The organism is Pseudomonas sp. RA_35y_Pfl2_P32 (assembly GCF_963970735.1).
In the GTDB taxonomy this organism is placed as follows: domain Bacteria; phylum Pseudomonadota; class Gammaproteobacteria; order Pseudomonadales; family Pseudomonadaceae; genus Aquipseudomonas.
Window position 1 is genome coordinate 74,302 of the sequence record NZ_CAXAQF010000022.1, and the last position, 13,441, is coordinate 87,742.

General features: G+C 59.2%; 7 protein-coding genes. 2 read left to right on the plus strand and 5 right to left on the minus strand.

Features of this window, described 5'->3' with window-relative positions:
- Positions 1 to 76 precede the first annotated feature (76 nt).
- Both AACY45_RS21590 and AACY45_RS21595 read left to right on the plus strand, forming a co-directional pair.
- The gene (locus AACY45_RS21590) at positions 77 to 2,032 is read left to right on the plus strand and encodes a hypothetical protein (RefSeq protein ID WP_339547296.1); all 1,956 of its coding nucleotides are present in this window, start codon (positions 77 to 79) and stop codon (positions 2,030 to 2,032) included.
- Between the two features lie 281 nt (positions 2,033 to 2,313).
- On the plus strand, positions 2,314 to 4,602 hold the full coding sequence (locus AACY45_RS21595; protein WP_339547297.1) for an autotransporter outer membrane beta-barrel domain-containing protein: 2,289 nt from the start codon (positions 2,314 to 2,316) through the stop codon (positions 4,600 to 4,602).
- Positions 4,603 to 4,751: 149 nt separating this feature from the next.
- Here the strand turns inward: AACY45_RS21595 and AACY45_RS21600 are convergent, their stop codons facing one another.
- The 5 genes from AACY45_RS21600 to AACY45_RS21620 form a co-directional block, all read right to left on the minus strand.
- Positions 4,752 to 9,266: an Ig-like domain repeat protein gene (locus AACY45_RS21600; protein WP_339547298.1), complete on the minus strand. Its 4,515-nt coding sequence runs from the start codon at positions 9,264 to 9,266 to the stop codon at positions 4,752 to 4,754.
- 209 nt (positions 9,267 to 9,475) lie between these two features.
- The gene (gene lapD / locus AACY45_RS21605) at positions 9,476 to 11,416 is read right to left on the minus strand and encodes a cyclic di-GMP receptor LapD (protein ID WP_339547299.1); all 1,941 of its coding nucleotides are present in this window, start codon (positions 11,414 to 11,416) and stop codon (positions 9,476 to 9,478) included.
- 26 nt (positions 11,417 to 11,442) lie between these two features.
- Positions 11,443 to 12,150, minus strand: a complete 708-nt coding sequence (gene lapG / locus AACY45_RS21610) for a cysteine protease LapG (protein ID WP_339547300.1) — start codon at positions 12,148 to 12,150, stop codon at positions 11,443 to 11,445.
- Positions 12,151 to 12,208: 58 nt separating this feature from the next.
- Positions 12,209 to 12,574, minus strand: a complete 366-nt coding sequence (locus AACY45_RS21615) for a YbaN family protein (RefSeq protein ID WP_166590559.1) — start codon at positions 12,572 to 12,574, stop codon at positions 12,209 to 12,211.
- Between the two features lie 40 nt (positions 12,575 to 12,614).
- Complete coding sequence (locus AACY45_RS21620) at positions 12,615 to 13,202, minus strand: UPF0149 family protein (protein WP_166590538.1); 588 nt, start codon at positions 13,200 to 13,202, stop codon at positions 12,615 to 12,617.
- Positions 13,203 to 13,441: the final 239 nt, after the last annotated feature.

The following is a 13,441-nucleotide window of genomic DNA, read 5'->3' on the forward strand; positions in this document are numbered from 1 at the left end:
GGGGTGCGGCTGTCCGTTAGTGTTGTATGTCGAGGTTGTTTTAAATGAATTGCCACCTAATGAGGAGGTCAGTGAAATGACCAGCATGGAAAAAGTAGATGCAATAAAAAAAGTAGATGCCGGTCGGGCGGCGATGAGTGCCGTGCGTCAAGCCAGATCACTAAGTCGTACCAAGCGGCCGATATTGGAGGGGCTTTTGCCAGATGTTGCGGGCGACGATAACAATAAATTGTTGAAGGCGCGGCAGGGAGTGGATAACAATGTTGTGATTTCAGAGGTCCTGGAGATCATACCGCCTCCGGCACCTGGTCGCCCTTTGATAATCAGGCTCTTGTGGCAGAACTCTCCAACTGGCGATCCGTTATCACTTGTAACCCCTGTCGGGGGTTCGCAGACACTCGTATTGCCGGCAAGTGCAACAGTGGCAGAGGGTGTTTTTCTCCTGAGTTACCGCTTGGAGTATGCAGGGAATATTTACAATTATGATCCTCCTGTGCCGATTTTCATCGACAAAGAGGCGCCTAACAAACACCTGCCTGGTCAGCCGTTGGTTCTCCCGCCGGAATATGCCGATGGACGTATTACCAAGGAACGCCTGGAAGCCAATCCGGTCATTGTGCTGACCATTCCATTGCACCCTGATCGTAGAACCGGTGATATTTGCAGGGTATACATGGGGGCCAGTGCACCTGGGACCTTTATTAACTCCTACACTACACCTGACGATTCAAGTTCTACGATGACGGTGGAGTTGACCAAGGCCCAGGTGGAAAATGGGCTTGAGGGCAACAGGATCCTTTATTACACATGGGAGGATCGCGTGGGAAATCTGGGGCCCGACAGCAATGAACTTGACGTCATCGTCGAACTCACGCCAGCCCCGAGCAACCTGAAACCGCTGACGGTTCCCGAAGCGCTTGCGCCAGAGCACCTCATCACGCTCAAAGATGCCTTTCCAGATGTCGGGGTGGTGGTCGAGGCATACGACAATTCTGCGGCTACAGACCAGATCGAGGTGACGTGGGATGGGATTGCCCAGGATATAAAGTTTGCCGGGGCGGGCTTCCCACTGATTTTTGATGTTCCCTATGAACATGTGAAGCGCAACGGACTTGGGCCAAGGCCTGTCACCGTGACCTATCTCGTGCGGCGGCGCACAAGTGAATATCGCGAAACGACGGTAGTCCCGGTGAATGTGGACTTGCGACGTGCCGGTACTATGCCGCCCGATCCGGAAGATCCGGATGTTGGTAACCCTAACCTGAGCCCGGTTACCGTGCAGGCCGCCAAAACCCCTACGCCTAACCAATTTGAATTAGTGGACGCCGGGGAGGACGGTACCGCCACCACTACAATTGATGCTAAGCGCGATGTCGGCGATGTTTATCAGTTGTACTGGGGGGGCGTCCCTGTTCCGGGGGCGAACTACGAGGTAGTGGGTGGTGAGGCCGATGACTTTGTTGTTGAGATGAAGGTGGCGCATGGATTTATCACCGCGCATGGCAACGATCCCGACATACCCGTTCATTACACAATTAGCAATCCGGGCTTACCAGACGATAATGAAAATCCATCGTTGCGCCAATCAGTCAGTGTGTATGTGGTGCCAGTCACACTGCCGGCTCCAAAAATCAACCATCTGAAGCTTATCGACGGTGTTGGGTATTTGAACTGTTCCTCGTTAAGGAGTATTTCAAACGTGGGTTGGGCCGCCGTGGTCGATGTTCCAGGCGGAGATCCTTTAGAATCGGGCATGGTTCTGGCCTTTACTTGGTCAGGTATCACTTATGATGATGGTGGGGTACCTCTACCCGTTCCAGACTATACGTTTACAAAACCATTAACGGGTAATGAGCATGTCGACGGATTTAGCGTGTATATACCGCATGACGCTGCCTTGTTGCCGATCAAGGATGGCGATGGAAAAATCCTGTATCAGACGATGGTCGGTGGCCGAATAGAAAGTTCTGCTGCGCATGAGGTACCGGTCGTTGTGCGTGACGCTGTCGGCGGCAACTGTCCGTTGCCCTGATGTTGGATAGACGCTGGAAGCGTTAAATAAGGGGAGATACTTATCTTCCCTTTTTTATAGGTGCTCTATTGTTTAATCGTTTTGTGAGTTTTCTTGGGTTGTTTGACGTGTAGGTATGTGCCTGTTGGCTACGGTGGAAACAGAGGTCTAGGGAAAAGCCCCTCATCACTATAGGACTAGTCCTACATAGGAAAAATACGAAGCACACTAAGATGCGCGCCATTCTTTACGGCTGTTTCCATTGGAAATAGTTCGGCCTCTATGCTCATGGAGTCGTTATCATGAAAAAATCCAGTTCGTTTACCCGTCTGTTTGCACCTGTGCGTTTACTGCCACTGTTGACGTTGTCACCTGCGATGTTGATCAGTCCTTCGATCATGGCCCTGACGATCGTTGGTCCGGGTGAAACCCGCACCATCGATGCATCCACCCCGGTAGATAATTATGTGGTGAATGGCGGTGGGGTCCTGAATACCAACGGTGCACAGACCTCGGAAGTGTCCGTCATGGCCGGTTCAACCATTAACGCGGTCGGCGGTGCATTTACCGGGAGCAATGGCAATAGCGGCATTTCCGTGACCAACAGCCAAGCCACCCTCTCCGGTGTAACGGTCACCAGCACTGGCATCGGCATGCAGTTCAATCGAGAGGGGGCCACTACCACTGGCTCTAACGGCGTGGTCAGCAACAGCACCGTCAGCGGTGGGACGACAGGCCTGCAGATCACCGGGCTGAGCACCCTGGAACTCAATGGCAGTCAAGTCACCGGCAACCTGGCAAACAGTGTCGGTATCAATTTTTTTGGTGGCGATGTTCGCGCGACGGGCAGCACCATCAGTGGCGGTGAAAATGGCGCACGGATGCTTGCCGACGGGGCGGGGCTGGAGGGGCATCAGTTGCTGCTGGATAGCTCCACCCTGCAGGGACGGACGGGTTCGAGCATCCTTGTCGATGAAGGCATCGATGCGAACATCACGGTGCGTAACAACTCCAACCTGCTCGCCGGGAACAAGATTCTGCTCGACGTACAGGGCGCTTCCACCGCGGCCATGACCGTCGCTACGAGTACACTGACCGGCAACATCAACGTCGTCGGCAACAGCACCGCCAACCTGACGTTCGACCAAGGCAACATGACCGGTGACATGCTGATCGAAACCGGCTCCATCGCCAATCTCACCCTGCAGAACGGCTCCCAGTTCAGCGGCCGCCTGGACAAGGTCAATGGCCTGACGATCAATAGCGGCTCGACCGTGACCCTGACCGGCAACGACAGCATCGGCACCCTGGCCATGGGCGGCGGCAATCTGAAGTTTGGCCGTGATGATCAGCCAGACACCTTCTACCGACTGAATGTCGGAACGCTGGCCGGTGCCGGCAGCGACAACCTGATCGTCATGAAGGGCGACTTTGCCAACGGCCAGCATGATTTTCTCAATGTGACCGGGGTGGCCACGGGGGACTTTGGCCTGGCGGTTCGCGCCTCCGGCCTGGATGCAGCTTCACCGCAGGAACTGGCCCTGGTGCGCACCGGCAGTGGCCCGGCGCAGTTTTCCCTGGTGGGCGGTCCCGTGGCGCTGGGCGCCTGGTCTTATCAACTGGCGAGCCGTAATGAAGGCGAAGCCACCGAGTGGTACCTGGACCCGACCACCAAGACGGTCAGCCCCGGCGCACGCTCGGTGCTGGCCCTGTTCAATGCCCCGGCCACCATCCTGTATGGCGAAAGCGCGACCTTGCGCAGCCGCATGGGTGAGTTGCGTTTCAACGGTGGTGATACGGGCTTGTGGATGCGCACCTATGGCAATAAATACAACATTGCCGACGGTTCAGGCATGGCCTATAAGCAGACCCAGCAGGGCTTGTCCCTCGGTGCGGACATGCGCCTGGGCGACAGCCAGTGGCTGGCAGGGGTGATGACCGGCTACAGTCACTCCGACCTGAACATCGAGCAGGGCACCTCCGGCACGATCAAGAGCTACTACCTGGGACCCTATGTGACCTGGCTGGATGACCAGAGCGGTTACTACTTCGATGCGCTGCTCAAGTTCAACCGCTTTCATAACGACGCCAAGGTCGGCATGAGCGACGGCACGCGGTCCAAGGGCGATTACACCAGCAACGGCGTCAGTGCCTCGGCGGAGTTCGGACGCCATATCAAGCTGGAGCAAGACTACTTCATCGAACCCTACGGCAAGTTGACGACGGCCGTCATTGAGGGCAAAAGCTACGAGCTGGACAACGGCATGCAAGCCGACGGTGATCGCACCCGCTCGGTACTCGCCGAAGCCGGCATGACCGCCGGCCGTAACTTTGCCCTGGGCAATGGCCGCGTGGCCCAGCCTTATGTGCGCGCCGCGGTGCTGCATGAGTTCATCAATAACAACCGGGTCACGGTCAACCAGGACAACGTCTTCAACAATGACCTGTCCGGTAGCCGTGCCCAGCTCGGCCTGGGGGTGGCGCTGGCGCTGTCCAAGGAGTTCCAGGTGCATGCCGATTTCGACTATGCCAAGGGTGAGCATATCGAGCAGCCGTATGGGGTGAACCTGGGGTTGCGGTATTCCTTTTGAGGCATTGATGCCGGGCTGAAGAGACCTGAAAAAACGCCTCGTGGTTACGAGGCGTTTTTTTACATTGGGAGTTGGGCAAAGTAACTGTTTATGCCTTCCCCGCGAAAGCCCTGGAGAGAGCGCTCGCTTGTCGGCCCCCGCTTGTCGGCTTAACCACCTCTTATTCCAAAGCCGTTTGCCGTATCACCTCCGAACCCGAGATCTTTCAGTGCCTTTGCTTGTCCTGATGCGGGATGGATCGCCCAGCGTTTGGCGAACCCGGCCGAGTCGGCTGCCCAGCACCATGCTGACTCGGTTGGACCCCCGAGAGCGATCAACGACCGCCACTCGGCCAAAGATGGTATCCGTCCACCCTGGTTCACCGCCGCATTATGGCATTGAGTATAAGTACTGAATGCACCGGTTCCGAAGATACGGTGCACATTCGAAACGGAAACAGGGTAAGAGGCGCTCTGGTTCGCGTTGTCGTACACGGTGATCTGGGCGCTGCCATTGCCTTTGGAAATGACCCGTCCGGTGCTGCTGTTGACTTCGGCGATCGCTGGATTGCTGGATGCGTAGCGATAGGGCGGAACACCGCCACTGGCGTGTCTATCGATAAACGCCCCCGAGGGTGGGTTGGTTGGCGTGGCATCGCTTCTGAAGATCCAGGCTGACAAGGAAACATGGCCAGTGTTGATCGCCAGTGGTGGGATCGGTGAGCGGACAGTAAAGCCGCGGCTGTTGGATTCCCGTCCGGTGGCAAGCGCGATGGCCGTGATCCGGTGGCCGCCCACTCCCACTGCAAGGGTGGTGCTCCAGTCAGTACCATTGGCCCGCACGGTATGTTTAGCGTTGCCGTTATCACGGATCTGCACTTCATGATTGGGCGTTACCTGGCCGCGCAGGGCGACCGATGTTGCAATGGTGCTACCGCCCTCCGGCAGTTCCGCCCCTGCGGCGATGACCGAGTCCAGCGTCGGTCCGACATGGGCGGCCACCGTAAAGGTTCGGGCCGGACTCGATATCGGGGTGACGTCATACAGGGCGTGGGCGGTAATGCTGTAGGCCTTGGTGACAACATTCAGAGGCAGCGTCCAGTTGCCATTATCTTCGACAGGCAGGGGGCTGATTCTCTGGCTGCCATCATAGATCTCAACTTGTTCGCGAGGAGTGGCTCGGCCCCGCACGGTGACTCGCGTGGTGTAAGTGGTCGCGCCGGCGTCCACCGGTGTACCGTCGGCATCGTGGACACTGCTGATAGTCGGTGAGATATGCGCAGCCACCGTAAATATCCGAGGAGGGCTCGAAATCGGCTCACTGCCATACAACCCTTTGACCGTCAGGCTGTAGGTTTTTAAGGTCAGGCTGTTAAACGGATAGTCCCAGTTACCGTCAGCCCTGACATCGATGGTCTGGATGGGGGTGTTGCCGTCCCGTAGCTCGATCTGTTCGTTTGGGCTGGCCTTGCCTCCCAATGTCACGGATCGGTAATAGGTGGTGCCATTATTGTTGACCGTGCCCCGAATGTCGGTGACCGAGGAAATAGTCGGTGTAACCGCTTGAGCGACAATGAAGGAACGGGGTGGGCTGGTGGTGGGCTCTACGTCATACAAGGCCTCGACGCGCAATGTATAGGTTCTCACACCGAGGTTGTTGAGTCGGTGGTTCCACTTGCCGTCATTGCCGACGTTCAGCGTGATAATGGGTGTTGTACCGTCCAGTAGCCGGACTTGTTCGTCGGGCGTTGCATCACCCTGGACAAATACACTGTTGTCATAGGTGGTGCCTCCCGGTTCGACTTCACCCTTGGAGTCCGTGATCGAGGTGATATCGGGTGTCACGGCAAAATCGACGGTGAACGTGCGGGGGGCACTGGAGACCGGATCCGCGTCATACAATGCCTTGGCGGTGATGCGCCAGGTTTTTTCTGTCAGGTTCCTGATCTCGTGCTGCCACATCCAATCGATACCTACCGTCGCGATCCCGAGTGATTGGGACGTTTCGTCGAATAGTTCGACCTTCTGCTCACGTGTCGCCCGACCGTGCAGCGTAACCTCCTTGTCGCGGGTGATGCCGCCCTCGACCACTTCACCACGGCTATCGCGCACTGTTTCAATGACGGGGGTCAGGTAGTCGTAGCGGGTCCTGATGGTCAGGGGCAGCACGGGCAAATCGATCGCCATGTTTTCGTCGGTACTGCCATCGAACGTCACCTTGCACACCACGGTGGCGGGCGAAGTGTGACCGAGTTTCAACAGTTCGGTCCTGGGCAGTATTTCGTTCAGACCGTTAATAAGGTGGGTCTGCGTGATCTCTTCACCCTTGAGGGGCTCGATGCGGTAGTCGCCACCGGCACTGGTCTTGCCTTCCAGTCTCAGCCACGCGCGCTGCTTGAGTGCAATGTGCGGCCAGGCCTTGACGGTGACATCGGCGTTGCCGGTAAAGGTGGTCAGGTCCAGGACATTGTCCAGTGCCTGTGGCACCTCTGGTGTGGGTAGCTCGTTCTCCGGATCCTCGAATGCCAGGACTCGCACGCTCAGGGTCTCTGAGCTTGTGATGTAGCCATAACGTTGCACGCCATAATTGACGCTCACCATTTTGTTGATGTTGGCGCCGACGAACGGGGCCGGTAGATGAAACAGCACGGTTTTGCTCGCGTGCCCTGGCAGTTCCAGATCTTCGGACGTGCCTGCTCCCGGAACACCCAGCCATTTCAAGCCGATGATGTCGAGTTCTGGATCCATGCTGGCATAGCCGGCCTGGATGTCGACGCCACCCAGTGCTTGCATCGGGTCCAGAGTGACGCTTGGCGCGTCACCCTGCGCCTGGATGACTTCGGGCGGGGGCAACTCGCCGACCAGGTACCCCACCATCAGGTTCAAGGTGCCCGAATAGCTGTACAGACCGGTCGCCGCGTGTTTCAGGGTGTAGCGTACTTTGACGTACTGTCCGATATTGGCGCTGACGTAGTCGGCGCTCACGCGAAAACGTACCGGTTTACCCGCCGTTACGGAGGTGATCGGCAACCAGTCACTGGTGCTGGCGAAAGGATTGGCGCTGGTCCAGTAGTAAGTGAGGATGTCGTCCTTGACTGTCCCCAGGTATTTGATCAGCACGTGCGCATTGTCGAAGACCTTCGAAGGGTCCAGGACATCGTCGTCGGCCTCTTCAACCTCGGGCGCCGGCAGCGTGACTCGGATGGCCCGAACGTCGACCAGCAAGTGTTCGGACTCACTCACCCCGTAGAGCGCCGCTTGATCGTTGGACACCACGTAGTACAGGTCGAGCGTGCCGTTGACCAATACGCTGATGTGCTCGCTCATCACGTAGATCGTGATGGTCTTGCGTTCGGCATCCCCTTCGCTGACGAGGTAGTGCTGCTCATGTACATACGGCGTGCCGTCGGAGCGCTTACCCATCCAGATCAGATTGATAAAGTCGCCGTCGGCCATCCCCGGGTAGTGGATGTCAATGGTTGCCATGGGGCAGTCGGGTTCGAGTAGTTGACCCACCAGTTCTCGAATGGTTGGCGCCGGGTGTGCGTACACATCGCCGATCACGTGGGTGAAAGCGTGTTTGGAGGAGAGTGTCGGCCCGCCATCGGCTTTGGTCAGGACATAGGCGGCATCGGCCTTGCCCATGGCGATGGCGCGAACTTCGGCGTAGGGCACTTTGAACTCGTGGACACTGGGGATGCTGTAGATGTCAAAGGTAGCGTTATAAATCAACGGTTTGCCGATTGGCGGAGTGCCGATCCATGTCAATGTGATCCGATCATTTTCCTCGAAATCACCCGCCAGGATGATCACTTGCACCGTGACGTCTTGCTGATTCAACTGCTTGAGGTCGATTACCCCGTTGACCGCCTCCTTGATGATTGGTGCATCCAGCTTCCAGGCCCCGGCATCGACCTTCACCGTGGTCGGCAGCGACCATCTTACGGAGTAGTTCCAGACCTCGTCGTGCAACTCATAATCGATGTTCAGCGCATCGCTGTCGCCAGCGGCCAGGATCGCGGCCAGGTCGGCAATGATGACAATGGGCTCGGTGCCGTCGAGCTGCGCCTGGGTGACCAGGTGGGGGGGGAGCCAGACGCTGCCCCATGCCACTTGAATGGTGTCGCGCAGGGCAATGTTGGGGTAGTGCAGAATCGTCATCGGCACGCCTTTGGCCGCCCACTCTGCATCCACGCCCTGCCTGATCACCTCTTCGGGCAACTGGACAATCTTCAGTTCCGAATGCCCGGGCCCTGGCGGCCATTTGTCGATCCCTCCGGGGAGATCCAGCTTGGTCAGTAGGCGCAGGGGGGCTGAAGGGTCATCCGGTGCCGGTTCACTCTTGCGCTGTAGCTCGTAATAGCACTCTTCGACCCAGCCAGGTGTGAACAGCTCCGCCGGTATGTAGAAGTACAGGCGTTGGTTGACATCCTGGGCCTGCACCTCAAGTCCGACCGCCGGATTCTTGTCGAGGAACACGTTGATCTTGTCACCCTCTGCCATCTCGCCATACGGATTGATGGAGCACAGCGCACCCTCTGGGTATTCCGTGACCACGGTAATGTTGATGCCACCATCGCCGTCCACGATCGGCCGGCTCATGTTCGATATCGACAGGGGGCGTAGCGCGAGCGGGGAGACGATGTCGTCGAGGGGGGGGAACAGAAATGGACGGTGCCTGGACATGGCCTGAGCTCCTGGTTCAATACCTGATGGGATGCATGGAGAAATGATGAGTCGATTGAGCCCCCAGGACGGTGCAGTTGGCTACTGTCAGAACTTACAGGTAGGGGAGGTTTTACGATGAATGGTAGGGGGGCTGGTTTGAATTCAGCAGTTTCAGGCACGCAGCAAGACCTGGCCGGGGCTGCGGTTGAAGGGTGGGACGGGCACTCTCACAACGGTTGCGGGTGCCCGATCAATCGCCCCATCGCGCCAAACAGCCCCAGCTCTTTGAGTGCTTGCAGTTCGCCTTGGGTCTCGACTCGTTCGGCGATCAGAGGCAAATCGATGCTGTGGGTGGCGCGGTAGATCGCTTCGATGAACAGGCGCTTGTCGCTTTGCTCATCGATGGCGCGGATGTAGCTGCCGTCGATCTTCAGGTAGGCCAGGCCCAGTTGAGTCAGGTTGCCGATCTGGCTGAAGCTGCCTCCGAAGTGTTGCAGGCCGATGCGATAGCCGGTGTCGCGCAGGCTCAGGCACAACTGGCGCAGGGTGTCGGGCGGTGGCAGTTGGTGTTCGTCGATTTCCAGGGTCAGCAGCGGCGCCAGGTCCGGCAAAGCATTGAGGGTGTCCTGGATGATGCGCAGCTGCTTGGGGTCGCGCAGGGTACTGCCCGACAGGCTCAGGGCCAGCGGTTGGCGATGTTCGGCCAAGTGTTCGAGGGTGTGCTCAAGCATGGCCAGGTCAAACCGTGGCGCCCAGCCCAGACGCTCGATCCAGGGCAGGAATTGCCCGGCGGCAATGGCTTCGCCCTGCGGGTCGAGCAGGCGTGCGAGGACTTTGTGGTGCAGTACATGGGCGGTGTCGGCGCATTGCACCACCGGCTGAAAGTACAGCTGCAGTTTGTCGTGGTTCAGGGCGTCGTCGATCCAGCTGCGCCAGTCATGCGGGGTCTGGTTCTGCGGGGTTCTGGACTGTGCCAGGTACACCCACGGCCGCTCCGGTTGCAGCTGGGCCTGGGTCAGCGCCTGGTCAAGGCGCATCAGCACGCTGGTGGAGGGCTCGCCCGGGACATAGGGCACCACGCCCACGTGCGCGACGGGCATGCAGTCGCTGGCCGAGGTCAATCGCAGGTTTTCCAGGGTGGCGCTGATTTCCCCGGCCAGGCGTGTCGCTTCCTGGCTGTCCAGGCCCGGGGTCAGCAGGCTGAATTCGCCGCCACGGTTGCGCGCGGCCAGCCAGGCGTGTCGTTCGGGTGATTGGGTCAGGCGCTTGAGCAGTTGGCCGATGGTCGTGATCAGTGCATCGGTGTGCTGGCCGCCCAAGCGTTGGTTGAGACCGGCCAGGTCGTTGACCCGGAACATCAGCAGGTGGCCGGCGCTGCTTTGCTCGGTGACCAGCAGGCGATCGGCCAGTTGCTCATCGAGCAGGCGCCGGTTGGCCAACTCGGTGAGGTTGTCCTGATAAGACTCGGCGCGCAGCTTTTCGCTGCGGGCCGCTTCTTCGGCAAACAGGCCCTTGAGTTTCTCGACCATCTGGTTCATCGCCAGCATGACCCGCTTGAGCTCCGGGGTCCTGGGCAACCGGGCGCTGCTGAGGAACTCCCGGTTGCTGATGGCCTGCGCCTGTTGGGCCAGGGTGTCGAGCGGGCGCAGTTGGCGGCGCAGCATCCAGCCGCCGACCACCGCGCTGAGCAAGCCACACAGCAGCAGCCATATCAGGCTACCGAGGCTGCTGTCCCAGAGTTTGGCCAGGGCAAACTGCGGGTTACTCTGCACTTCGACCCGGGCGACCTGTTCCCAGCCGCGCATGATCAGCGCGTCACCACCCTGGGGGCGCAGGTCGACCAGCCTGACGAACCAGCGGGGCACCCCTTCGGCTGTGGCCGCCGTGGCGCGCTCGACAAGCAGTTGTTCGTCCTCGATGTTGACCACCCGGATGCTGGCGAAGTAGCCGCTGTCAAAAATCGAGCTGACCATCAGCTCGATCATCGCCGGGTCGTCCACCTGGCTGGTCAGCGACAGCCCGAGCGCCGTGGCGGCATCCTGGGCGTGGGAGCGCAATTGACCGAGCATCTGCTCGCGCGAGCTCTCCAGGCTGACAAAAAAACTGCCACTGAAGGCCACCAGCAAGAACAGGCAGATGGCCAGGGACAATTGTGTGCGTAGCGACATAGCACGCTCCTTGTTGATCCGCGGTGTTAGCCGTCACCCACGGCAAAACCTTCGGCTTGCATCTTCTGCAGCACATCCTGCCAGCGCGACAGGCGCTTGGCATCGCCTTTGCGTTTGCCGCTGTCCGTCCCCGGCATGTACAGGCCTTCGGCATTGAAGGCGTACACCGGCAGCAGATCCTTGCGGTTCGAGGCGGGGCGGATGTCGCTGATCAGGTTGTCCAGCACCAGGGGATCGGCGCTGGGCCTGGCGTAGTAGGTCAGCACCATGTGCGCCTGGTTGCGGGTCAGGGACTTGACGTAGGTGATGCGCAGTTTTTCACTGGGCACTCCGAGCTTGCGCAGGCTGAAATACTTGGCCAGGGCGTAGTCTTCGCAGTCGCCGGCACCCTTGACCAGGGACTCGATGGGGGTCGCCCAGTAGTCGGTCTGCCGCCATATACGGCTGTCGTCGCGAAAGCTCAATTGCTGGTTGAAGAAGCGATTGACGGCGGTCAGTTGCTCGCGCTCGGGTTGCCGGGTTTCGCCTTGCAGCATCTGGTTCCATGCCTCGATCCGCCCCTGGGCGCTGCCCAGGGGGCCGTAGCGTTGCTCGGCCGTTTGCAGGATCTGGGCGAAATTCCAGTTCGCCCGGACGTTGCCTGGTCCTGTCAGCCAGAAAACGCTCAACAGCAGCCATCCGCCGAGCCAAAGTCGGAGCGTTGACCATCCTGGGCGACGCCGACTGCGGGACATGTCTGGCTGCTCAAATGCAGATGGGTGAAGTCTAGGCGAAATTTCCCGTGGGGCCGGCTCAGGTTTTGTGCAGGGTTTTCTGGCGCAGGATGTACACCGTCACCACCACCGCGCTGGTCAGCATGAAGCCGCGAGCCCAGGGCAGGGGGACCAGGTAGCACGAGAGGCCGATGCTCAGCCACATCAGGCCAATGGCGTAGACCTTGCCCTTGAGGGGAATGCCGTTGCCGTCCAGGTAGTCGCGAATCCAGGGGCCGAGGCGTGGGTGCTGCACCAGCCATTGGTAGAAACGCGGCGAACTGCGGGCAAAACAGGCGGCCGCCAGCAGCAGGAACGGGGTGGTGGGCAGGACGGGCAGGAAGATGCCGATCACTCCCAACGCTACGCTCAACCAGCCGATGGCCAGGAGCACGTAGCGCAGCATCAGGGAGCGGTTGCCTATGGGATCAGCCACAGGCAGGGACTCAGTGGTGACGAGGCTTGAGGATCGCCGGCTTTTCGTCGGGGGCGTTGCACAGCAGGTACAGCGCGGTCAGGGCTTCCGGGATCTGTACGATCATGTCGTCCATCAGGTTGGCGTCGGCGGCGATGTCGGAGAACTCCGGCTGCTCGTCGAACAGACCCGAACCGACCATGATCGGCAGGAGCATTTCGCTGACTTCGTCTTCGGCGGTTTCGAACCAGGCTTCTTCGCGCAGGAACACCCCTTCCATGAAACCGATGCACCAGCCGCGCAGGTCGGAGTCGTCCGGCTCTTCGCCGAGGTCGAGGTCGCACGGCAGTTCGAATTCTTCATCGGACGCCAGCTGGCGAGCGATGTGGGCCTTGAGGGCCAGCAGGGTTGCTTCGATTTCTTCGCGCTGGGCGTCGCTGCTGTAGTGCGGTTCTTCCGCAAACAGGGCGTCGATCCATTCGCGATCCGGCACGGTTTCCGAACAGATCGACAGGGCGGTCAGATAGCCGTGGGCGGCCACGTAGTCCAGCGCCTCGTCATGCAGCTCGTCGGCGTCGAGGAAGGCTTGCAGGCGGGTTAGTTGCTCAGCGAAGGACATTGGGAGGGCTACCTTGGGAATATACGATGCACAATTCTAGGCGTTCTTGAGCGCCCAGGCCAGCCGCGCAGCGGATTTGCCCACAATCGGCAGCTGCACAGGGATACGTGGCAATCGAAGGCGGCTATTCGTCAGTGGTGACCATAGCGGGGCAGGGCTCGGGTATACTCGCGTGTTTTGCATGCCCTGCAGCTGCCCGTGCACTGCGGACAAATCCGCTAATGGATCTGTCCGTGAAA